Origin of the sequence: Primorskyibacter sedentarius (assembly GCF_004342065.1) — a bacterium.
Classification (GTDB): Bacteria; Pseudomonadota; Alphaproteobacteria; order Rhodobacterales; family Rhodobacteraceae; genus Primorskyibacter; species Primorskyibacter sedentarius.
In genome coordinates, this window is record NZ_SLZU01000011.1 from 109846 (window position 1) to 132935 (window position 23090).

The 23090-nt window shown below is 59.4% G+C and carries 22 protein-coding genes; 7 read left to right on the plus strand and 15 right to left on the minus strand.

From position 1 onward, the window contains the following. Positions 1-2: 2 nt before the first annotated feature. On the plus strand, positions 3-1043 hold the full coding sequence (locus tag EDD52_RS15125; protein WP_132246446.1) for an ABC transporter ATP-binding protein: 1041 nt from the start codon (positions 3-5) through the stop codon (positions 1041-1043). A 39-nt stretch (positions 1044-1082) separates the two neighbouring features. Here EDD52_RS15125 and EDD52_RS15130 read toward each other — a convergent pair whose 3' ends face one another. From EDD52_RS15130 to EDD52_RS15155, 6 genes are all read right to left on the minus strand, one after another. Beyond that, a complete protein-coding gene (locus EDD52_RS15130; protein WP_132246448.1) occupies positions 1083-2135 on the minus strand; it encodes an ABC transporter permease in 1053 nt (350 codons plus the stop codon). Continuing rightward, positions 2132-3667, minus strand: coding sequence for a sugar ABC transporter ATP-binding protein (locus EDD52_RS15135; protein ID WP_132246450.1), 1536 nt, complete (start codon positions 3665-3667; stop codon positions 2132-2134). The genes EDD52_RS15130 and EDD52_RS15135 overlap by 4 nt, the downstream gene beginning before the upstream one ends. Next, positions 3664-4308, minus strand: a complete 645-nt coding sequence (locus EDD52_RS15140; RefSeq protein WP_132246452.1) for a DUF2291 family protein — start codon at positions 4306-4308, stop codon at positions 3664-3666. The genes EDD52_RS15135 and EDD52_RS15140 overlap by 4 nt, the downstream gene beginning before the upstream one ends. 74 nt (positions 4309-4382) lie before the next feature. Further along, the gene (locus EDD52_RS15145) at positions 4383-5309 is read right to left on the minus strand and encodes a D-ribose ABC transporter substrate-binding protein (protein ID WP_132246454.1); all 927 of its coding nucleotides are present in this window, start codon (positions 5307-5309) and stop codon (positions 4383-4385) included. A gap of 82 nt (positions 5310-5391) precedes the next feature. Continuing rightward, positions 5392-6414: a Gfo/Idh/MocA family protein gene (locus tag EDD52_RS15150; RefSeq protein WP_132246456.1), complete on the minus strand. Its 1023-nt coding sequence runs from the start codon at positions 6412-6414 to the stop codon at positions 5392-5394. A 7-nt stretch (positions 6415-6421) separates the two neighbouring features. After that, complete coding sequence (locus EDD52_RS15155) at positions 6422-7249, minus strand: phosphogluconate dehydrogenase C-terminal domain-containing protein (protein ID WP_132246458.1); 828 nt, start codon at positions 7247-7249, stop codon at positions 6422-6424. 474 nt (positions 7250-7723) lie between these two features. On the opposite strand from EDD52_RS15155, the gene EDD52_RS15160 reads away from it, so the two are divergent. After that, positions 7724-8764, plus strand: coding sequence for a Hint domain-containing protein (locus EDD52_RS15160; RefSeq protein ID WP_132246460.1), 1041 nt, complete (start codon positions 7724-7726; stop codon positions 8762-8764). A gap of 332 nt (positions 8765-9096) precedes the next feature. Here EDD52_RS15160 and EDD52_RS15165 read toward each other — a convergent pair whose 3' ends face one another. The 5 genes from EDD52_RS15165 to EDD52_RS15185 all read right to left on the minus strand — a co-directional run bounded on the left by EDD52_RS15165 (position 9097) and on the right by EDD52_RS15185 (position 13336). After that, positions 9097-9972, minus strand: a complete 876-nt coding sequence (locus EDD52_RS15165) for an amidohydrolase family protein (protein WP_132246462.1) — start codon at positions 9970-9972, stop codon at positions 9097-9099. Positions 9973-9982: 10 nt separating this feature from the next. Beyond that, on the minus strand, positions 9983-11797 hold the full coding sequence (locus EDD52_RS15170; protein WP_132246464.1) for a feruloyl-CoA synthase: 1815 nt from the start codon (positions 11795-11797) through the stop codon (positions 9983-9985). Then, positions 11794-12228: a MarR family winged helix-turn-helix transcriptional regulator gene (locus EDD52_RS15175; RefSeq protein ID WP_243651959.1), complete on the minus strand. Its 435-nt coding sequence runs from the start codon at positions 12226-12228 to the stop codon at positions 11794-11796. Before EDD52_RS15175 ends, EDD52_RS15170 begins: the two co-directional genes overlap by 4 nt. A gap of 72 nt (positions 12229-12300) precedes the next feature. Beyond that, positions 12301-12507, minus strand: coding sequence for a hypothetical protein (locus EDD52_RS15180; protein ID WP_132246466.1), 207 nt, complete (start codon positions 12505-12507; stop codon positions 12301-12303). Between the two features lie 46 nt (positions 12508-12553). Further along, positions 12554-13336 (minus strand): crotonase/enoyl-CoA hydratase family protein, encoded by a 783-nt coding sequence (locus tag EDD52_RS15185; protein ID WP_279389270.1) that lies wholly within the window; start codon positions 13334-13336, stop codon positions 12554-12556. Between the two features lie 531 nt (positions 13337-13867). Here EDD52_RS15185 and EDD52_RS15190 point away from each other — a divergent pair. Together EDD52_RS15190 and EDD52_RS15195 are read left to right on the plus strand one after the other, a co-directional pair. Further along, positions 13868-15103 (plus strand): putative DNA modification/repair radical SAM protein, encoded by a 1236-nt coding sequence (locus EDD52_RS15190; protein WP_132246468.1) that lies wholly within the window; start codon positions 13868-13870, stop codon positions 15101-15103. Next, positions 15103-16557 (plus strand): UdgX family uracil-DNA binding protein, encoded by a 1455-nt coding sequence (locus tag EDD52_RS15195; protein ID WP_132246470.1) that lies wholly within the window; start codon positions 15103-15105, stop codon positions 16555-16557. Before EDD52_RS15190 ends, EDD52_RS15195 begins: the two co-directional genes overlap by 1 nt. A 325-nt stretch (positions 16558-16882) precedes the next feature. Here the strand turns inward: EDD52_RS15195 and EDD52_RS15200 are convergent, their stop codons facing one another. From EDD52_RS15200 to EDD52_RS15215, 4 genes are all read right to left on the minus strand, one after another. Further along, a complete protein-coding gene (locus EDD52_RS15200) occupies positions 16883-18415 on the minus strand; it encodes a cryptochrome/photolyase family protein (RefSeq protein ID WP_207906037.1) in 1533 nt (510 codons plus the stop codon). Continuing rightward, the gene (locus EDD52_RS15205; RefSeq protein WP_132246472.1) at positions 18409-19074 is read right to left on the minus strand and encodes an SDR family NAD(P)-dependent oxidoreductase; all 666 of its coding nucleotides are present in this window, start codon (positions 19072-19074) and stop codon (positions 18409-18411) included. The genes EDD52_RS15200 and EDD52_RS15205 overlap by 7 nt, the downstream gene beginning before the upstream one ends. Continuing rightward, positions 19071-19250, minus strand: coding sequence for a DUF2256 domain-containing protein (locus EDD52_RS15210; RefSeq protein WP_341539842.1), 180 nt, complete (start codon positions 19248-19250; stop codon positions 19071-19073). Before EDD52_RS15210 ends, EDD52_RS15205 begins: the two co-directional genes overlap by 4 nt. A gap of 203 nt (positions 19251-19453) precedes the next feature. Then, positions 19454-20350 carry a carbohydrate kinase family protein gene (locus EDD52_RS15215; protein WP_165907556.1) on the minus strand — a complete coding sequence of 299 codons (897 nt, stop codon included), beginning with the start codon at positions 20348-20350 and terminating at the stop codon, positions 19454-19456. A gap of 125 nt (positions 20351-20475) precedes the next feature. Between EDD52_RS15215 and EDD52_RS15220 the strand changes: the two genes are divergently transcribed. From EDD52_RS15220 to dctP, 3 genes are all read left to right on the plus strand, one after another. Next, positions 20476-21363, plus strand: coding sequence for a dihydrodipicolinate synthase family protein (locus EDD52_RS15220; protein WP_132246478.1), 888 nt, complete (start codon positions 20476-20478; stop codon positions 21361-21363). Further along, positions 21360-22016, plus strand: a complete 657-nt coding sequence (locus EDD52_RS15225) for a GntR family transcriptional regulator (RefSeq protein WP_132246480.1) — start codon at positions 21360-21362, stop codon at positions 22014-22016. Before EDD52_RS15220 ends, EDD52_RS15225 begins: the two co-directional genes overlap by 4 nt. Positions 22017-22089: 73 nt before the next feature. Beyond that, positions 22090-23082 carry a TRAP transporter substrate-binding protein DctP gene (gene dctP / locus EDD52_RS15230; protein WP_132246482.1) on the plus strand — a complete coding sequence of 331 codons (993 nt, stop codon included), beginning with the start codon at positions 22090-22092 and terminating at the stop codon, positions 23080-23082. Positions 23083-23090 lie beyond the last annotated feature (8 nt).

Here is a 23090-nt window from a genome sequence, read left to right on the forward strand (position 1 = left end):
GCATGGCCAATCTCAAACTTCACAACATCAACAAGTATTATGGCGCCTACCACGCTGTCCGTGACGTCTCCTTTGACATTCCGGCAGGGGAATTCGTCGTCCTTGTCGGCGCTTCGGGCTGTGGCAAGTCAACCCTGTTGCGCGCGATTGCCGGGCTCGAAGAGATCTCGGGCGGCGATATGACTTTGCGCGGCACCTCCATCACAAGGCTGGCCCCGCGGGATCGCAACGTGGCGATGGTGTTCCAGTCCTACGCGCTTTACCCCTATCTCAGCGTGCGCGAGAACATCGCTTTCGGCCTTCGCGCCCGCAAGACCCCCGACGCAGAGATCAACACACAAGTCGCCTGGGCGGCCGAGGTTCTGGACATCTCCGATTACCTTGATCGCTATCCACGCGAACTGTCGGGCGGGCAGCGACAGCGGGTTGCCATCGGACGCGCCATCGTGCGGGATGCGGACCTTTATCTTTTCGACGAACCACTTTCCAATCTGGACGCAAAGCTGCGCGACGGCATGCGGGAAGAGATCAAGAAGCTGCACGAAAAGCTTGGCAAAACCTTCATCTACGTCACGCATGACCAGATCGAAGCGATGACGCTGGCGCAGCGGATCATTCTTCTGAAGGACGGGCAGATCGAACAGGTGGGCCCGCCGCTTGACCTGTTCGAAAGGCCGCGCAACGCCTATGTCGCCGCGTTCCTTGGCTCGCCCCCGATGAATTTCATCGAGGTGAACGTCTCCGCCGGTTCTGTGATCCTGCCGGACGGGCAGGCCCTGCCCGGCTGTGCGATGCCGGACGGCATCTACACATGGGGCATCCGGCCCGAGCATTTCACGGCGGATGAACAAGGACCGTTGCTAGCAAAGCTTGACGTGATCCAGCCAACGGGCGCGCGGTCTTATGGCACGTTCTACATCGCGGGCAATCACATGATGGCCGAACTGGACGCCCATGCGGCCAATCACGGGCAGACGCACCTATCCGTCGCCATGGACCGGACATTGTTCTTTGACCCCGCGACGGGCGAAGCCATACCTTAAATTGGTCGTTTTGCGGCCTGCCCGATATCTCGGACGAGGCTACGCCCCAGCCTCATGCGCGAGCGCGACCCGCGCCTGAATCCGGCTTTGCGCCTGATCGATGACCACGGCGGCCACGATCACCAGCCCCTTGATGACCATCTGCCAGAAGGACGATACGCCCATCATGATCAGCCCGTCCGACAGGATGCCAATGACAAAGGCGCCGATGATCGTGCCAAGGATGCGCCCGCGTCCGCCCGACATGGACGTGCCGCCAAGCACAGCGGCAGCGATGGCGTTCAGTTCGAAAAATTCGCCCGTAGCAGGATGCGCGGCCTTCAGCTGCGATGCGATGATCAACCCGACCAGCGCCGCCATCAGCCCCGAGAACATGTAAACGAACATCTTCACGCGCTGCACGCGAACACCGGACAAAGAGGCGCCCCGCTCGTTTCCCCCGGTGGCGTAGATGTGGCGCCCAAGCGGTGTACGGCGCGCGATATAGGCCGAGGCCAAGGCCGCGATGATCAACATCCAGATCATCACGGGCACACCCAGAAACACGCCCGTCCCGATCACATGGAAGGTATCAGATCCATATTCAGGATTGCCGTTCAGGTTCGGAAACGTCCGCCCGCCAGACATCAGCAGCGCCGCACCGCGCGCGATATAGAGCATGCCAAGCGTGGCGATGAACGGCGCGACCTTCAGCTTTGTGATCAATATGCCGTTGATCCAGCCTACAAACACCCCGACGAGGCAAACCAGAACCATGATTTCCAGCGTGTTGAACTGGATTGACCAGCCAAAGCCGGGATCGATCCCGTTGAGGACAAGGTAGCCCGCGATCATGCTGGTCAGCCCGACCACCGATCCGACTGACAGGTCGATCCCACCGGTGATGATGACAAAGGTCATACCGATGGCCAAAAACGCGTTTATCGCCACATGTTTGGAGATCAACACCGCGTTGGCAACGCTCAGAAAATTCGGTGCGGCGAAGGAGAAATAGGCGAAGACCAGGATCAGCGCCACGAATGTCCGCGCTTTCAGCAACAGCAGCAGCCAGTTGACAGAGGCGTTCGGATTGCGCTGTGTCGTCATGCTCATGCCGCGGTATCCTTTGCAGTGAGTGTGCCGGGCGATGCTGCCGCGACAACGTCGGCCACCCCGGCGGTCTTGCCAAATGTCCCGGTGATGCGCCCGTCTGCCATCACAATGATACGGTCGCTCAGCGCCATCGCTTCCTCGATTTCCGAAGTGGCGAAGATGATGCCGATGCCTTGCGCGGACAGCTCTCGCATCACCCGGTAGATCTCGGCCTTTGCACCCACGTCGATGCCGCGCGAAGGTTCGTCCAGAAGCAGCACGATCGGTCGGGTCATCAGCGCCTTGCCAATGGCCACCTTCTGCTGGTTGCCGCCAGACAGCGAAGACACCGGGTTTTCGGCACTGGCCACCTTGATCTTGAGCCGGGATATGAATTCCGCCGCGCGTTTGGCCTCGCGGGAGAGGCTTAGGTGGAAGATGCGCGTGAAATCCTTCAAAGAGGACAGCGTCAGGTTCTCGCGGATTGCCATCATCTGTATCAGCCCGTCGACCTTGCGGTCTTCGGGGACCAGCGCGATGCCATGGGCAATGCGGTCAGCAATGCTGGTGTGGCGCAGTTCCTCGCCCTTCACGTAATAGCGGCCCAACGCTTCGGGGTGCCGACCGATGATACATTCCATCAGCTCGGTGCGCCCTGCCCCCATAAGCCCGTAAATGCCAAGGATCTCGCCCGCATTCGCCCTGAGCGAGACGTGATCGACACTGTAGCCCCCGCCCGTTTTTGCAAGCGTCACGCCTTCGGCGCGAAAGACCTCGTCACCCACCTGATGTGTGATTTCCGCAGCGAAATCCTTGGCATCTCCGCCGATCATGGCTTCGACAATCCACGGGATATCCACGCCTTGCATGCTGCGTGTGCCGGTCATCTCGCCATCCCGCAGGACGGTGATATAGTCCCCGATCCGGATCAGCTCCTCCAGCCGGTGAGAGATGTAGACGATGCCCACACCCTGCGCGCGCAGCTCTGCAATAACGCGAAACAGCACCTCGACCTCGACCGAAGACAGGGCCGATGTTGGCTCGTCCAGTATCAGGATCCGCGCGTCCTGCGCCAGCGCCTTGGCAATTTCCACGATCTGTTGCTGGCCCAGTCGCAATGCCCCCAGGGGCATATCCGGGTCGATGCGCTGCTCCAACCGGACAAGGATCTCCCGGCTGCGCTCGGTCTGGGCGCGGGTGTCGATCTGCACACCCAGACGGGTGGGTTCGCGCCCGATAAAGATGTTCTCGGCCACCGAGAGATCCGGAAAGAGGTTGAGTTCCTGAAACACGATGCCGATGCCCGCCCGAACCGCGTCTTCCTTGTTGCGAAATTGGGTCGGGGTGCCGTCGACGATGATCTCGCCTTCGGTCAGGGTCTCCACCCCGGCGATCACCTTCATCAACGTGGATTTCCCGGCGCCATTCTCACCAACCAGCACGTTCACAGCGCCCATGCGAATGTCGAAATTCACGTCCTTCAGGGCGCGCGTACCGGGATAGATCTTGACCGCGTTGCGGATCGACAGACCGATGGGATGCAGGGCCGTCATGGTGCAAAGGTCACGGATATTGGCGTTACGACCACTGCATCGCCCGCGGATTTCAGCGGTGTGACGCCAACAAATGCGACCTGCATGCCGATCAGGTCGCCTTCGGGGACGCTGACCAGATCGGGTATCCGGTCATTCAGCGCGCGCGAGAGTTTGGCAAATTCGATCTGGTCGCGGAAATCGTCGAATTGATAGAAAGGTGCCGCGTCGCGAAGCGCAGAGCCACGAATGACCGGGCCAAGCTGCACTGTCACGTCAGCGGCTTTGTCGCCATCGGTGTCGAGCGACAAGGACCGCGCGCGGGTGTCCAGCTTCGCCTCTGTCACCGTGCCAGTGCCTGTCACGGGAAAGTTCCAGGCTGCACCCTGACCAGAACCACGATTTGCGTGTTTCTCTCCGGCATCGTCGATGTCCTGCGCGACCAGCATGCGTAGTTCCGCGATCGGCAAGGCCCTGTCGCGAATGAGGGGCAGAAGCTCCGCATCGAACGTGGCCTCCAACCGGGCCGCGTTGCGCGCATCATCCCCTTCGGGCCCTTCCGGGACGACAGAGGCATCTTTGTCTTCATCAAAGACAACCTTGCAGCCCGTCACGGAAAGGGCGGCAAGGATCGACAGGACGAACAGCAATCTGCGGGTCATCAAAGCGAGGCCTAGAGTTATGGGGCGTGTTACCCGCGCGCAGCGTGGCTGCGCGCGCATAGAAGCGTCTGGCTTCAGTTCAACGCGAAGGTTTCAAGAGCACCGGCATTGTCGGCATTGATCAAAACGCAATCCATCAGCTGTTTTTCATCAAGCCCCGTGCTGCCGGTTTTCAAATATTGATCGGCCTGACTTACAGCCAACTGAGCCTGCTCATAGGCAGGTTGCAGGACGGTCGCCTTGATCCCTCCGCCAAGGATCGAGTCGCGCACGTCGTTGGACCCGTCAAAGCCCACGACGATCACATCTGTTCGGCCTGCGGCTTCCAGCGCTGCCCATGCTCCCATCGCCATCGTGTCGTTGCCAGAGATCACTCCCTTGATCTCGGGGTTGGCCTGCAGGATCGATTCCATCACCGAAAACGCCTCGGTCTGGGACCAGTTGGCGGTCTGCTGCGCGACCATCGTCATGTCCGGATATTGGTCGATCACGTCATGGTAGCCTTGGCTGCGGATGCCTGCATTCGTGTCGGATTCCTTGCCAAGAAGTTCGACATAATTGCCCTCTTCGCCCATCAGGCTGACGAATTCCTCACCGCCCAGCTGCGCGCCTTGATAATTGTTCGACACGATCTGGCTGACCGCAACGCCGGTGGCCGTGATTTCTCGGTCGATAAGGAAAGACGGGATGCCCGCATCCTTGGCTTTCTGAACCGCCGCGACCGACGCATCGGCACCGGCATTGTCCAGAATGATCGCACTGACCCCGGCCGCGATCACCGTGTCGAACAATTCAGATTGCTTGTTCGCGTCGTCGTCATGCACCAGAACCATGGTGTCGTAGCCAAGCTCCTCGGCCTTGGCCATGGCGCCGTCAGCCTCTGCCTTGAAGAACGGGTTGTCGTGGCTGGGCGTTATGATGGCGATCGTGTCTGCCATCGATGCAATCGGTGCAAACGCTGTGGCCAGCGCGGCACCAAGGATAAGCTTTCTGAGTTTCATGTTTTCCTCCTTGATCAAATGACACGGGCTCGAAAGTTTGTGGCCCAGGTTTGTAAATTCGCGCTTCTTTGGCGCGTTGACGTCAAAGGTGATTGGTCTCGACCGTCCGTGCTTCACTGGCTGACAGGTAGGCCGCCTCGACCAGCGTCAGCGTCTTGAGGTTGTCAGTGCCCGAGGTTTCAGGTTGGCGACCGTCGCGAAGGCAGTCGCAGAAATGCTGCTGGATCGAGAGGACACTTTCCTGAATGTTGTGCCACGGCCGTTCGGCCCAGCTTAGAAGCTCTGGCGAAACATCGCGTGTCTCGACCTCGCCATTTGTGTGGATCTCAAGCCTGTAGCCAGCTTTGAGATAGAGTGAGCCCCTGTCGCCATCCACTTCCAGCAAGGTCTGGGGAAAGGTCTCAGGGCTGCGCTGCGTGGCATAGGAACAATCCACGACGCTGCTCATGCCGCTGTCATGCGACAGCAGGATGGTGGCCACATCCTCGCCCCGGATCTTCGGGTTGATCCGGTTGGTATGAGCGGCAACGGTTGCGACATCGCCCATCACCGCACGTACGATATCCAGAACATGGATGCCCAGATCTTCGATGATGAAGCGCTCGCCCTCGGCCAGGTAGGGCTGCCCGGAAAAGACGTCATAGCCAGACCGGAACGAGGCGCGGCAGAAGAACGGGGTGCCGATCATCCCTGCGCGGATTTCGTTGATGGCGGTGCGCACCGGCGACTGCCAGCGGAAATTCTCGTGCACCATCAGTGTCTTTCCGGCCGTTTGCGCGGCCGCCACCATAGCGCGGGCGTCGGTCAGGTTCTCGGCAAAGGGTTTCTGACAGATGATGTGTTTTCCGCTTGAGGCCGCAAGCTCCACGAGGGGTCTGTGGCTGGGCGCCGTGGTGATGATGTCCACGAAATCAAGCTCTTCTTCCGCAAGCATCTGTGCCGCATCCGTATAGCGGCGGGTGATCCCGAACTGGTCGCCCATCGTAGAAAGCCGCCCGGTATCCGTGTCGCACAGCGCCGCGATTTCTGCGCCATCAACCATCCGCCAGCCGTTAAGATGGTTCGCCGCAAAAAACCCGGCACCGATAATCCCCCCCCGTAACATCAATGCCTCACGTGATCCGCTGGATGCTGGCGGCGATCTCTTCGGGTTCGAAGACGCGTTTCCAGTCATCTTTCATCAGCATGGGCGTGCCATTTTCGATGGCCTTGTAACAGGCATCCGAAAACACCCCATCGATATGGCCAAAGGTGACAGCGGCAAGGATGTTCATGTGGCCAAGCAGGAAATCACGCGCGGCGGCTTCGGGCACGCCACGTGCGACGACCTCGTCCATCGCGTCTTTCATGACAAGCAGAAGCGACGCGCAGACCGTCTCGCTCAGGCCCGGCTCCAACAGGGCCATCTGGTCCACCGTCACCCGATGTGACCGGATAACCGGGGCGTAGATCGCCTTTCCGACCGCCTCGCCAAGCGCGTAATGTTCATCCGGCCCCTGCATCAGGGCGTTGACGATCCCCTGTTTCGCGGCGATCCCGCCAAAATGGTCGTTGCGCCCCTCTGGCGTGTTTTCGTCGTTGAAGATGGGCGGATGGCAAGGATGGGTGATGAAATAGGACACGTCCTCGCGCGTGGGCAGGTGCCCGGCGAAGGGCCCGGCCGCATCAAGGCAAATGACGACAGCCCCGGGATCAACCTTGTCAATGATGGCATGCGAGACTGCCTTGATCGCGGTATCAGGCACGGCAAGCAGCACGACCTCGGCGCCTTTCAGCGCTTCTTCGGCCGGAACGCAGTCCTTGCCAATTTCGTCTTTCAGCCGTTTCTGTCCGGCCTCTGAAATCTCGACATGGGCAACGTCAAAATCCGTGTTGAGAAGGTTGCGGGCACTCCGCACCCCCATTTTCCCGCCTGCACCGAAGAGCGCGATCTTCGTCATGTGAATCACTCCGTAAACTGGTATGATAACTATATGAGCATAAGATCGCATGTGCAACGCCGATACAGAGGTGTTGGCCACGCCTCGGCAAATTCCCGGCACCACCCTTCGCAGCACAAAAACACGCCTATCAGCCGCATGGACCGTCGCCGCTCATAGGCATTAAGAAAATTGTAACGCGATCCTTCCTACCCTCGGACAACCCCCAGCCAAGGCAGGCCGGAGGCGGCAGGCGCGCCTCGTACAGAAGATGCGTGCAAAGAAACTTGGACGGATAGATTTACAGCGGTAAGGTGATAAGCTGGAACGAACGCGCTCGCAGAGGGTATGCTGGTCGAGTGAAGTAAGAGGTAGTGCACGATGCCAACCACAACCTATGTAGAGCCGATCTACTTTTCGGGCGACATGATGGCGTTGACGCCGACCCAACCCATCCAGACGCCGGGCCTCAACCCCGGCCAGGATGGATTCGGGATGGTGGTTGAAAACGCATCCGCATTAGGTGGGAGCGACAGTTTCTATCGGCTGGTCTGGTATCAGAACCTGAACGCCAGCGCGACGGAGTTCCAAAACGGTCAGTTCTGGCGTGTCGAAGCGTATGACGACACCAGTGATTCCGATACTGATCCCTTTAATGGCGACGCAGGCTGGAGCACAGTTTACAGCAATCTGGTGCCCAAGTCCGACCTTGTGTCGGGCGTTGGCGGTGGCGACGAATATATCGTGCTCGAAATACAGGACGGGAGCGGGCGGCACCTTTTTTACGATATCAACGGCGGATTATCGACCACGCCTACAGACTACACCCTTCTTGGCGTAGACCAGAACGGCGACGCGGGTGACGGCGATGGTGACAGCAATCTCGATTTCTTCGATGCATACTCCGCCTTTACCCCTCCGATTTGCTTCTGTCGCGGGACGATGATCGAAACCCCACAAGGTGCGCGCGCCATCGAGGATCTTCGCGAAGGCGATCTTGTAAAGACCGCGGACAACGGAGCGCAGCCCGTTCGTTGGATCGGGTCGCGTAAGCTGAGCAGCGTGATGCTGATGGTCAAAGAAGACCTGCGCCCGGTTCGCATTGCCGCTGGCGCCTTGGGCAACGGATTGCCGCATACCACTTTGATGGTGTCGCAACAGCACCGGGTTCTGGTGCGCTCGAAGATTGCACAAAGACTAACCGGTTCCCAGGAAATTCTGGTTGCCGCAAAACACCTGTGCATGCTTGATGGTATCGATCTTGTCGATGACTTCGAACCGATCGAATATTTCCACATTCTGCTTGATGGCCATGAACTGGTGTTCAGCAACGGCGCCGCGACTGAAACGCTGTATACTGGTGCGGAGGCTTTGAAATCTCTCAACAAAGCTGCGGTTCAGGAAATCCGGACACTCTTTCCCGCACCGAAATCCCTGGAAGGGGTTCCCGTCGCAGCCCGGAGCCTTGCCAACGGGCGGGTGGGCAAGAAACTGGCCATGCGCCATGCCAAGAACGGTCAACTGCTGATCAATTGAGCTATCATATCTGGATTGGGGAAGCAGTCGGGGCCAGATGGCTCAGTTGGTTTGATCCCCCAGCAGCTTCCGGACAGCGTCAAACCCGCAGTAGATGCACCGTCTGGATGAGGTCAAACGGGTGAATTGACCTTCAAACCTCATGCAAGTCAGATAAGCCCGTTCCGAGGACTCAAAGGCGGTCCGGTCAATTTATCATGGCTGGATGACGTCGGCGGACGTTTATCGGCAAGCGCATCAGGCTCAAGCACGCTCAAACACCAGCAGCCCTATTCGGAACGAAGTATTGAAGGCACCCAGAATGCGGGCTTGCCCGGTATCCACCCAATCCCCTATGCCGTCACGCCCAACAATCGCATGGCGTTTTCTTTCAGGATAAGGGGTCGCACCTCGTCGCGGAAATCAGCCTGATCGAAGGCATCCAGCCACTTTTCCGGAGCAATCATCGGCCAGTCCGATCCGAAGAGCATCTTATGCTTGAGCATGCGGTTCGCATATTGAACGAGGATCCTGGGAAAGTATTTTGGCGACCAGCCAGACAGGTCGATATACACGTTCGGCTTGTGTTGCGCGACGGACAGCGCCTCCTCTTGCCAGGGAAATGACGGATGCGCGAGGATGATCGGCATGTCGGGAAAATCGACAGCCAAATCATCCATATACATCGGGTTCGAATATTTCAGACGCATCCCGTTTCCGCCCCTCATGCCCGATCCCACGCCGGTTTGGCCGGTGTGAAACAATGCAGGCTTTCCGGTTTCCGCGATTGCCTCATACAGCACATAGGCGGAGCGGTCGTTGGGATAGAACCCCTGCATTGTCGGGTGGAATTTGAAGCCCTGCACGCCGTGGTTATCCACCAGATCCCGGGCCTCGCGCGCGCCCAACTTGCCTTTGGCCGGATCAATGGATGCAAAGGGGATCAGGATGTCGTCATTCCTGGCGCAAGCGTCTGCAACCTCGTAATTGTTGTAGCGCCGATAGCCGGTTTCGCGCTCTGCATCGACGGGAAAGATAACGGCGGCGATGTTCTTTTCGCGGTAATGCGCGGCGGTCTCGTCGATGGTTGGCGGATGTTGCCACGGCGCGCCAAAATATTTGGCCATCGTGCTTTGCAACTCGTCATACCCGTCATCCGTGTGACACCCGCAGGCCTCCTCGGCATGGGTATGAAAATCAATCGCGCGAACCTTTGCAAAGTCTACCATCGTGTTCTCCTCATACCCGTATCAGCGCCGGATCGTCGTTGTCGTATAGCCGCTCGAGCAGACCCGCCCGTCTGGTCATGATCTTGCGCGGGTTGAGCGAGCCCTTATCCGTGACCTCGCTGTTCTTGAGCGAAGGAGGTTCAGCCAGAATAATCGCCCGTGAGATCCGCTTGGCGGACCCGGTTGCGCATTTTGCCAGATCTCTGAGACGGGTTTCGATCTGGGATTGCAGAACCGGGTCGATCACCGCCCCTGCGGACGTGTTGTCACCATGTACCTGTTCCGGCCGCGGGAAAATGAACAGGCCGATTGCGTCGCGATCATGGCCGCAAATCATCACGTCCTGCACCAGACCCCGCAGCGCGTCGAGCGCGTCCAGCCGCAGCTTGCCCGCCTGAACCCATGTGCCCGTCGAAAGTTTGAAGTCCTCGGACACACGCCCGTCGAACGCAAGCCCCCGGTCGGGATCTGCCCCATCGACAAAGCGCACGGCGTCACCGGTTATCAAGAAACCATCGTCGTCAAATGCCTCGGCTGTCTTGACCGGATCTTCGAAGTATCCCTTCATCACGTTTGGGCCTTTCACGCGCAACTCGCAGCGCATGTCGTCGTCGGGGCTCAGCTTTACCACTGTGCCCGGCAAGGGCACGCCGATCACGCCGGAACGGCCGATGGGCTCATGGACCATGATCGTCGCCGGGGCGGTTTCGGTCATACCCCAGCTGGAGATCATCAGCGGCAAGCGTCCGCGCACCTCGATCGCCATTTCCTCCAGACGTGTCCAGACATCCTGGGGCAGCGAAGCACCGGCATAGAAGATCATGTCAAGATCGCCGAAATACGCTTCGCGAAGCGCGAGGTTCGTCTCCATTTCCCGAACGAGCATGGAAAACCCAACCGGGACATTGAACGACAACGTGCCCGGCTGTTCGAGGATGTTGCGCACCGTTCGCCCGAAAAGCTTTGCGGTGGGTTTGCCGTCATCGATGACAAGGGTGCCGCCATGAGCCAACATCATGTTCGTATTATGCGAGCCGCCAAACACATGGTTCCACGGCAACCAGTCACAGATGCGGGGGGCTCGGTCCTGCAGAACAGGCAGAACGGCCGCCATCTGGCTTTGGTTCGCACACATCATCCCTTGCGTGGTCAGAACACCTTTCGGATCAGAGGACGACCCGGAGGTGAACAGGATCTTCGCAACCGTATCGGGGCCCGTCGCGGCCAGTAGCGCATCTGCATCCTGACGCGCATCGCCTTTAAGCAAACTGTCAAAACGTGTCACCGCAACCGGCGCCCCGCCTGTGTGCGTTGCGACGATTTCGACATCGGCAAATTGCGGCAGCGCCAAGGCTGACGCGTAAAGCCCTGCGTCATCGGTGTAGGCCATCGTCGGCCGAACCTTGTCCAACACATATGTCAACCGGCCATGGGCTTCGGCAATCAGGGAATATTGTTCCGCAAGCGGCACCGTTGGCACACCCGCATATTGCGCACCATAGGACAGCAACGCGTGGTTGATGGAGTTGCCGGACAGGATCACAATCGGTGTATCCGCGCCCATGTCGCGCGCGGCCAGTGACGTCGCAATTGCGCGCACCGCATCCAGAGCCTGCCTGAACGTGACATTGCGCCATCCGCTGTCACAGCGTTCGGACAGGAAGACGTTGTCGGGCGTCTTTTCCGCCCAATGATGCAGCCAGTCTGCGGTCCGGTCCACCACATCGCCAAGATCAACCCGAGAGGTGAGGATCGTGTCTTTGCCGGTCCGCGAGACGTTCACCGCGTGCGGCACCAGATGTAGGCCGGTCTTCTGGTCAGTCACTTCTCGGTCTCCAAATCAGAGCCGGGCGCCCTGCTCACTCGGCCCAGCAGATCGCGGAGATGCGCGATCTCTTGCGGATCCAGATCGCGGAACAGCGCGGCTTCATGGTTCTGCACCACTTTTTCCGCTTTCTTCCAAAGATTTCGGCCCGCCGGTGTGGCTGTCAATGCATTGGTTCTGCGATCTCCCTTGACAGGCTCGCGCTTCAACGAGCCCGCACGTTCCAGCTCATCAACGACGACCACAACACCAGAACGTTTGATGTTCAGAACGTCCGACAGGTCCGATTGGGATATCCCTGGACTGGCCACCACAACTGCCAAGGCAGAAAACGTCCCCGTCCGCAGGCCAAACGGCTCAAGCGTTTGGGCCAGATCATTCTGAATCAACAGATATGCCCGTTTCATCCGGTAGCCGACGAACTGGCGCAAAAGCGCATCGCTTGCGCGCCGTTCAGTCGTCGTCGAGTGCCGGGGAGGTGTTTTTGCCGCCAATTGAAGCCCTCACTTCATCACAGGGTCGATCTGCCGATAGCTCAACGCCGGAGAGCGAATTGAAACCGTAATACGCGTTGAGACATCCGTGCCGAATGTCGCGGTGTGGCGGAAGGGCTGCGTAAAGTCGATGACCTCGGCGGGAAAGTGGTCCTGCGTGTAGGCAGCCAAGGTCGATGCGACGTTGCAGATCCCATTGCCAAGTTGATCGGTCATTCTGTCTCCTGCCTGAAGCGATGACGACAAGTCTTGCCTTCTGCAATCACCGGAAGACCGGTTTGCGTTTTTCAAGAAAGGCCTTGAGCCCCTCTTCGGCGTCTGCGCTGGTCTGCGAGACCGCCGCCGCCAGGCTTTCGGTGAACAAACCGTCGCTGCGCGACATGTCAGAGATACGGCTGATCGCCTGGATCATCATGTAGTTGGACAGCGACGCGTTCCTCGCGATGCCTTCGGCCAATTCGCGCGCCTTCGGCAACGCCTCGCCCTCACCGACAGCGTAATGCGTCAACCCCATCGCAAGGCCTTCTTCGGTGCCAAACTTGCGGCCCGTCAGCATCATCTCACACATCCGGTCGGCGCCGAGAATACGACCAACCCGCACCGTCGCACCGCCGCCCACGAAAATGCCGCGACGCCCTTCAGGCAGTTGGAAAATGCAGGACGGTTCAGCGATGCGCACATGCGTCGATGCCGCGAGCTCCAACCCGCCGCCAATGACCGCGCCGAACATTGCCGACACGACAGGAAGCCCGGACATCTGGATCAGATCCATCACCCGGTGCCAGTTGCGGGAATGGCGCATCGTGCCTTCTGCGTCGCGCGCCACATGCTCGGACAGATCAAGACCCGAACAATAATGCCCCGCTGTGCCTGTCAGGATAACAACCCGCACCCGTTCCGGCGGATTGGAGAAGAACGCGTCAATGGCGTCCAACAACTCGTCACACATGGCGTTGCGCTTGGCCGGACGGTTCATTGTCAACGTCGCAACAGGCCCATCAATTTCGACGAGCAAGACACTGTCTGTGGGTTCGGTTTTGGTCACGTCCGTATCCTAACTTCTTTGGCATGCGGGGCGCGGAATTCCCGCCACCGCAACGGTACCGGCATTCTTCACGGCAACGCGTGGCAGTGCATCGCCGCACAGGTTCAAACACGCAAGCGTTACGCTCGCCTTGGAAAACAGCCGTGCCGTTGCAGGTCTTAGGTCACGCGTGCCACCGGTAGGGACACCGAATTTGCCCTGAACAATCATGATCTCTCTCCCCCAAGGAAACCTACATCGGGAAGTAGTTATGTCAATGAACAATTATTAAGGTTAACAAACAGACGATTTCGGACTCTGCAGAAGTCGTCCGACCTGCACCAAAAACCGAAAGAGCAGTTTACGCCGGGCGGCCAACGGCTCTCTGGCCGCAGTCAACCCTGCATAGAAAAGGTCGGACAACGTCCTTCGGCGCCGATCAAGCAGGTCGACCTACTCTACGGTCACAACGCGAGCAAGATCACGCGCAGTTATCTTCAAGGTTGATCTTCACCTGATGACAATCCAAGATTGAGAACATATGTAGAACATATGGCAAAACAGACACTCGAACAAAAACTGGCTATTCTCAGCGACGCGGCGAAATACGACGCGTCTTGCGCGTCTTCGGGCTCGACCAAACGCCACTCACGTGATGGCAAAGGGTTGGGGTCCAACGAAGGCAGCGGCATCTGCCACGCATACGCCCCCGACGGGCGCTGTATCAGCCTGTTGAAAATCCTGATGACGAACTTCTGCATCTACGATTGCAGCTATTGCATCAATCGCGTCTCTTCAAACGTACCCCGCGCGCGGTTCAGCGTCGATGAGGCGGTGCGGCTGACCATTGAATTCTACCGGCGCAATTACATCGAAGGTCTATTCCTGTCCTCGGGTGTGATCCGGTCCCCCGATGCGACGATGTCCGACATGGTGCAGATCGCCCGAAAGCTGCGCCACGAGGAGAATTTTCGCGGTTACATCCACCTCAAGACCATCCCCGATGCCTCGCCTGAGTTGATTGAAGAGGCCGGGCGGCTGGCGGATCGCCTGTCGATCAATGTCGAACTGCCCACTGATGCCGCCGTCAAACAATACGCGCCCGAGAAAAAGCCCGAACAGATCCGCCGCGCCATGGCCAATGTTCGCATAACGAAGGACGCGAGCAAGGACAAATCCTTTAGCGGCAAACGCCCGCCCCGGTTTGCCCCGGCGGGCCAGTCCACCCAGATGATCATCGGCGCGGATGCATCCAATGATGCGACGATATTGGGACAGTCGACGCGGCTATATTCAAGCTACAAGCTCAAACGCGTCTACTATTCTGCCTTTTCACCCATCCCGGACAGCTCTGCTAAGCTGCCCCTGATCCGCCCGCCGCTGCAACGCGAACACCGGCTTTATCAGGCCGACTGGCTGCTGCGGTTCTACGACTTCCAGCTGGACGAGATCACCTCGGTCACCCGGGACGGCAACCTTGATCTGGAGATCGACCCCAAACTGGCATGGGCGCTGGCGCATCGCGCAGTCTTTCCGCTGGATGTCAACCGCGCAAGCCGAGAGATGCTGCTGCGCGTGCCGGGTTTCGGGGTGAAGACGGTGAACCGAATTCTGACAACGCGGCGCCACCGGTCGCTTCGCTACGAAGATCTCTCGCGCATGGGTGCGTCGATGAAAAAGGCGCGCGCCTTCATCACCGCCGGGGGCTGGACGCCGGGTGGATTGACCGACAGTACTGATCTGCGCGCGCGGTTCGCGCCGCCGCCTGAACAGTTAACGCTGTTCTGATGCATCGTGTCAGTCTGCCTGCGATCGGAACCGCCAAGGCATGGCGCGAAGCGGCCCGGGCTTTTCTTGCCGCCGGTGTACCACCCGAGCAGATCCTTTGGGGCGATCACGCCGCCGCGCCTGACCTTTTCGGCGAGGACAGTCTGCCACGTGCGGGCGGGCCTGTATCGGTGCCGCGCAGCTTTATCTCCATGGCTGAAACCGCCGTATGGCACAGCGATCCTGAACGCTTTGCGCGGCTTTATGCGTTCTTGTGGCGACTGAAAGACGCGCCGCATTTGATGGCAGATCGCGGCGATCCGGATCTCGCGAAACTTCGGCAGATGGAAAAGAATGTGCGCCGCTGCCAACACAAGATGAAGGCATTTGTCCGCTTCCGCGAAATTGGCACAGCCGAGGACGCCCGTCGCAGTTTCGCCGCATGGTTTGAGCCCAGCCACCAAACGGTAGAGCCGACCGCAGACTTTTTCGTGCGGCGCTTTTCCGACATGGATTGGCGTATCCTTACCCCCGATGTGTCAGCCATATTCGAGCGGGGAAAGCTGTCCTTCCAAGAAGGCCACAGCAAACCAGACCTGCCCGAAGACGCGGGCGAGCAGCTTTGGATCACCTATTTCCAGAATATCTTCAATCCGGCGCGCCTGAAGGTGAAGGCGATGCAATCGGAAATGCCCAAGAAGTACTGGAAGAACATGCCAGAAGCCGCGTTCATTCCGCAGATGATCGCCGACGCGCCGACGCGTGCGCGCGCCATGGCCGAGGCCGCGCCGACGCTTCCACCCGCCCGTATGGCGCAAGTTCAGGCGCAATTGGCGGCCTGCGACTCCGCCTGGGACGGCCCGGCCGAAGAGCTGCCGAAAGCGATCCGCGCCTGCACGCGCTGCCCGCTGCATTGTCACGCGACGCAAGCCGTTCCGGGCGAGGGCCCTGCCTCCGCCGATCTGATGGTGGTGGGTGAACAACCCGGCGACATGGAAGACCTGAGCGGTCGCCCCTTCGTCGGTCCTGCGGGGCAGATGTTTGACAACATCGCCGCCTCCGCCGGTCTGGACCGCGAGGCCGCATTCGTCACCAACGCCGTCAAGCATTTCAAATTCGCCCCGCGCGGCAAGCGGCGCATCCATCAGCGGCCAGAGCGGTCCGAAATTGAACATTGTCGCTGGTGGCTTGATGCCGAGATTGCGCAGGTCCGGCCCAGGCTGATCCTTGCGATGGGCGCAACCGCCGCGCAAAGCCTGACAGGTGATGGCGCGAATATCCTGTCGCGAAGGGGCAAGATCGAAACCGGGCCAGACGGATTGCCCGTGCTCGTCACCCTCCACCCTTCCTACCTGCTGCGGCTCCCGGACCCTGCGGCGCGAGAGAAAGCAACAGCAGACTTCAAGCACGACCTGGTCACCGCCGCCAAGCTGATTGCGGAGGCGAAGCAGTCGCCGGGCGCACGGCCCGGGTAGTCACCTTTGGCAGATCCATCGGGCAGACAAGATGCACAATCCCCGCAGACATCAAAAACGACGGAAGGGATATGGCAAAGCTTTGCTGCGTGTATCTGAAATCTTGCCCGAACTTGGGAACGTATATCCACAGGGCGGTGCTAAATTGCCACCAGCGCAGCGACCAAGTCTACTTTCCGTCTCATGGCCCGGGCCAAAGCTGAGGCAGCCGCGTATCGACAATGGAGAGCAAGACCCGCAACGGGTGGTGGGGCTTCACGCCGCGTGGATAATAACGTCTTGCGACAGCTATCCGGCGGCTTCACAGCAACCATGCTGCTGCCTGTTAGACGGTTTCTCCTTTCTCCATCCGATCCAGCCAGGCAGTCGCGTCGGTCAGGATCTCGTCTCGCTGGTCTGCATCTCGCTTGTCCCAACCCCGGTAAATAACGGACATTCTGGGGTTGTTTTGAAGGCGCTCCCGGTTGCGTTCGATGAAATGCCAGTAGAGCAGGTTGAACGGGCAAGCGCGCTCGCCTGTCTTGGCCTTGACGTCATAATGGCAGCCCGAACAGTAATCGGACATTTTTGATATGTAGTTGCCCGAGGACACGTAAGGCTTTGACGCGACCAGGCCGCCATCCGCAAACTGGCTCATCCCGATCGTGTTGGGGGCCTCGACCCATTCGAACGCATCTGCATACACGGACAGATACCATTGATGCACCGCACCCGGATCAAGCCCGGCCAGCAGCGCAAAATTTCCCGTTATCATCAGCCTTTGAATGTGGTGAGCATAGGCATGGTCCCTGGTCTGGCCCACAACCTCGCCAAGGCATCGCATATGCGTTCCACCCCCCCAGAAAAGTGCAGGAAGCGGGCGGTCGTGAACCAGCGCATTTCGGGACGTGTAATCCGGGCCTTCGAGGAAATAGATGCCCCGGACATATTCGCGCCAGCCGATGATCTGCCTGATGAAACCCTCCACCGCGTTCAGGGGTGCGGCACCTGCGCGAAACGCCTCTTCCGCCCGGCGGCAGACTTCGATCGGGTTCAGCAGACCGATGTTCAGATAGGGCGAGATGATCGCATGCCAAAGCCAGGGCTCTCCGGCAATCATCGCGTCCTGATAGTCGCCAAAGCGCGGAAGCCCGCAGGAGATGAAATGATCAAGAACCGCGAGCGCTTGCTTACGGTCCGTTGCGAACCCGAAGGGATGCAGCTCCCCGAAATTTTCCGCGAAGCGTTTCTCGACAAGGTCGAGCACGTCGGTAACGACGGCGTCGGGTTCAAAAGTCAGCGGCTCCGGTGACCGGGTGTCCTGCGGTGCCGGTTTGCGGTTCTCGCTGTCATAGTTCCACCTTCCGCCAACCGGCTCGCCTTCCTCCATCAACAGGCCAGTCTTGCGCCGCACCTGCCGGTAGAACCATTCCATCCGCAATTCCTTGCGACCCTCCGCCCAGTTGGCAAACTCCTTGGGCGAGGTGACAAACCTGTCATCCGGTAACTGGCGCACCACAAGCGGCAGGTCGTTCAGGGCATCGATCAGCCTCCACTCGCCAGGTGTCGTGGCGATGATCTCATCGGCATCAAATTCAGATGCGCGGCGAATAAGCTCTCCCGTGATGGAGCCGGTATTGGCCTCGTCATCGAGTTTGGTATAGGCGACGGTCCAGCCATCATCCTTGAGCGCCGACGCAAATTTGCGCATCGCGGCCAGAACAAGCGCTATCTTTTTCGGGTGATGCGGGACGTAAGTTGCTTCGTCCATCACCTCGGCCATGACGACCGCGTCCCGGCCCTTCTCGGCCATTCGGATGGACGAGAGGTCATGGCTCAACTGATCGCCAAGCACCAATACAAGACGCGGCTTCACCATGGAACTGGCTTTCCGGCCCAGTCGAAAAAGCATCCCGTCTGTTCTGGCGTCAACTGGTCAAGAACCGCGACGAGGTTGGCGGCCGCTTCGTCCGGAGCAACCTTTGGGTGCCCGGGATAGGCATCGGTAAACGATGTGGCCACGGTGCCCGGATGCAAGGCGACAACGATCGCTTTTTTGCGCTTTCTCGCGATTTCAATCGCCGCCGTGCGCACGATCTGGTTGGCCGCGGCTTTGGCCGCGCGGTAGCTGTACCACCCGCCAAGACGGTTATCGCCGATCGACCCCACGCGGGCCGTAAGAACCCCCACCACCGAACGCTCATCTCGCGCGATTAGCCGAGGAATGTGCCGCAACACCAGCGCCGGGCCGATGGCATTTGCGGCCATCACCATTGCCATGTTTTCAGCGTCAATCTGGGCGAGTGATTTCTCAGGCTCGGCCCCATCGGGTGCCAGAATGCCCGTGGCGATCAAGATGGTGTCGAAGGTTCCGCCGATCCTGTTCATGAGGTCATCGACCTTCGCGGGATCGGTCATGTCAAACCCGTCTGCGGTGCGTGAAAGCCGGGTAACCTCTAGGCCATTTGCTTCGAGCGCCACGCCAAGTGCATGACCAATGCCCCCGGTGGCCCCGATAACAAGAGCGCGGCGCGTCATGCTCCATTGGCCTTTCGCGACCGTCGACACTTTTCAGAGCAGTATCGCACCTCATCCCAGTTTCTTGACCATTTTCGGCGCCACGAGAATGGCCGTGTGCATACCGGGCAGGTCTTGCTTGGCAGATCGCTTTTTCGCACTGGATGTACCCTCTTTAACCCACATTCCCAAGGCACCGCGCGCCCCGACCAGACCGGCGCTGTGCTTCACTCCGGTCAGGTAGGTTAGAGAAGTAGTGCCTTTTCTCGCGCGTCAATTGCCGACGCAGTCAAGTGGTCAGGTTGCGGCGGAGGGGATCATCCGGAAAGAGGCTTTTATGGCTGGTTGATGCTGGCTCGGTCGAGCCGGACATGCTCCACCCCAACCAAAGATGCGTTGGTCAAACGGAACCCGGCGGAGCATTGAGAAAACGCGCCACATCTTGCGCAGTTGGCATTTCTTCGTCGTGGATGGAACGGCCGACCTTGAGGCACGCGACCGCATTGGCCCACTGCACAGCGTCCAGTTCGGAGCGTCCCTGCGCCAGAGACAAGGTGAAAGCCCCGTGCCAGGCATCGCCCGCACCAAGCGTGTTCAACGGCTTTGCCTTGAACGTCGGCACCTCGGTCATCTGGGCGCCGTCATGACACAGGACAGAGGCCGCACCGCGCGTCACCGCGCACCAGCACCCCAGACGGGCCGAAGCCTGCGCCAGACAATCGGGTCCGGCAGCACCACAGAAATCTGCCAAACCCTGCTCGGAGAAGACAACATGACTGGCGGCCGAAAGCGCCTTTCGTGCGTTTGCCACCGGCGCTTCTGCATCAATGACAGCTGGCTTTCCGGCATGCCGGGCGGCTTTGACAATCTCGGCAGCGGCCGCGGGCCAACGTGTATCGACAAGGGCTGCGTCGAATGGAAAATCCGTTGGCAGCGCAACTGAAGCAGGCGCGAGCCCTGTCTCTCGATGATTGATGATGCTCCGGTCACCGTCTGGCGTGATGATGATCGCGGACCGCGAAGTCGGCATCTCTGTCATCGTGCTGACCAGAACATCGTCTATCCCGCGATCCCGCATCCGCTGGCGCAGAAACTGCCCGAAAACGTCGTCGCCGACGGCGCCGCACAGGCTGACCTGCCCACCCAAACCGGCAATCGCCAGCGCTGCGTTCAGACTGCCGCCACCGGGGATCATCCGCGATGTCGAAGCGCGGTTCTTGGTGCCCTTTGCGGGCATATGGGATACCTCGAACACCAGATCGACCGCGATCAGACCCGCACAGATGATCCTTGGCATAGGTGCCCTTTCCCGTTCCAGCAGCTTCATGGCGCATGACAACACATCTAACATGTTAGCTTGACAGTCAACGTGTACATACTAGGCTATCCCTAGATTCTTCGGGGTAAAGGCGGACCTGCATAATGACAGAAACAACAAATCCCCCGTTCGGAATTTCCACGGCATTGCTGACGCCATTCCGGCGCGATGGCGCGATCAACCTTCCGCTGCTTTGCGCCCATGCGCAGGAAATGCTGCAACGCGGGGTGAAGGGCGTGACGCTGTTTGGCACGACCGGCGAAGGCGCCTCGATCGGATTTGAAGAGCGGCGCGAGGCGATCAAGGCCCTCCGCGATGCCGGGATCGAGGCAGAGGTGATCACCCTTGGGCTTTGCGCTTCCGCAGTGGCCGATGTCGCGGCACAGGTGCAGCAGGGCGTCGCCTTTGGCATCACCCAATTCCTTCTTCTGCCGCCCTTCTATTTCAACGATCTTACCGATGCCGGCCTGTTCCGGTGGCATTCGGACCTGTTTGAAATCGCTGACCCATCTGCGCGGTTCATCCTGTATCACATCCCGCAGATCACGCAGGTGCCACTGTCTTTTGACCTTATCATGCGTTTGAAGGACGTCTTTCCGGACCGGGTGGTGGCCGTGAAAGACAGCGCCGGACAATGGGACAATACCCGCACCCTTCTGGAAAGTGGCAGGGTTCCCGTTCTTGTCGGGGATGAACGCCTGCTGCACAAAGCCCTGCCGATGGGTGCTGCCGGATCCATCTGTGGTATGGCGAACCTGTTTCCTGCGCGCCTGACAGACCTGTTCCAAACCCACCAGGAAGACACAGCACTGTCATCGGACGTCGATCTTATCGTCTCGACCCCGGTCATTCCCGCGCTGAAACACGCGATGGTCACATTGACCGGCAACGCGGATTGGGCGCCTCTTCGGGCCCCTTTGCAACCTTTGTCCGCTGACGCGAAGGCCGCAATCGAAGTGAGGTTTGCCGCGAAGAAAGATGGCGGATCATGACCCAGAATACTGCCCTGCGCCAACGCGATCACGCCTATTCCAACTTTACCGAGAAACTCCTCGCGCGCGATTTGAAACCCGGACAAATCGTTTCCCAACGCGAGCTGGTTGACCTGACCGGGATGCCTCTGGGTGCCATCCGCGAGATGATCCCGCGGTTGGAAGCCGACGGGCTTATCAAGACGGTGCCGAAGCGCGGGCTTCAGGTTCTTTCCATCGACCTTGATCTGGTACGCAACGCTTTCCAGCTGCGCGATATCATCGAAGGCGAGGCGATTTCGGAGTTCTGCAAAACCGCCACCTCGGAAGAGATCGACCTGCTGGCGCAGCAGCATGCCGACATTCGCGAACAGGCGAAAGCGGGCGTCACACCCGAGGTTCTCAAGGCCGCTCAACGCACCGATTGGGCGTTTCATGACCGGATCATCGACGCCATGAATAATCCGATCATTTCGGACATCCACCGCGTCAACGCGATCAAGATCCGACTGATCAGGAACAATGACACGCGGATGCTGCCCGATCTGGTGGTCCCTGTTCTGGACGAACATCTCGCGATATTCGAAGCGCTGAAAGCGCGCGACTGCGCGGCCGCCGTTCAGGCAATTCATTCGCATATCGACAGCGCAAAGCGCCGTGCCCTGGGCATCTGACGACACTCGGGGGGAGGTCTCAACGTACGATCAAGCGGGAAAACACCGCAATCTAACTTGGAGGAGGAAACACATGATTACGAAACTCACAAGGCGCACCCTGATGGCGCTGACGGCGGCGGCCATCGCTGTCCCGGCCTATGCTGCCGATATCACGTTGCGGATGTCGACCCCGGCATCGGAAACCGACCAACGCTCCGTCGCTTTGGCAGAGGTCTTCGCGCCCGCCGTTGCCGGTTTTGCAACCTACCAGCCCCATTACAACGGCTCGCTGATAGCGCAGGGGTCAGAGCTGGAATCCATTGCGTCGGGCGATCTTGAGATGTCGATCACCTCGGCACAGGAGCTGGCACAGTTTTTCCCCGAATTTTCGATCTTCGCCACCGGTTATGTGCATCAAAGTGCAGCGCATCAGGTCGCCGTGTTCAACGATCCGCTGATGGAACCGTTCAAACAAAAAGTCGAGGACGAGCTTGGCGTGAAGCTTCTGGCCGTGATGTATCTGGGTCAGCGTCACGTCAACCTGCGGCAATCCAAGGACGAGCTGACGGTCATGACCCCGGAAGATCTGGCTGGGGTGAACCTGCGCATGCCCGGAACCGATGCCTGGCAGTTCCTGGGTTCGGCGCTTGGTGCGAACCCCACCCCAATGGCCTTCACAGAGGTTTACACGGCGCTTCAGACCGGCTCTGTCGATGGTCAGGACAACCCCTTGCCCACCGTCGTGGATGCCAAGTTCTATGAGGTGACCAAACAAATCGCCCTGACTTCGCATCTGGTTGACCTGAACTATGTTGCCTTCTCGAAGAGCGTTTGGGACGGCCTGACAGCCGAACAGCAGGCAACCGTTCAAGCCGCCGCCGAGGCTGCCGCCGAAAGCGGACGTCAGGCACAGCTGGGCAAGGAAGCAGAGCTGGTCGCGTTCCTGACCGAGCAGGGCCTTGATGTGTACGAACCCGACCTCGCGGCCTTCCGCTCGCATGTTCAGGCGCAATATGCAGGCTCTGAACTGGCGGCAAGCTGGCCCGAGGGCGTTCTCGACAAGATCAACGCGCTCGGCAACTAAGACGCCGC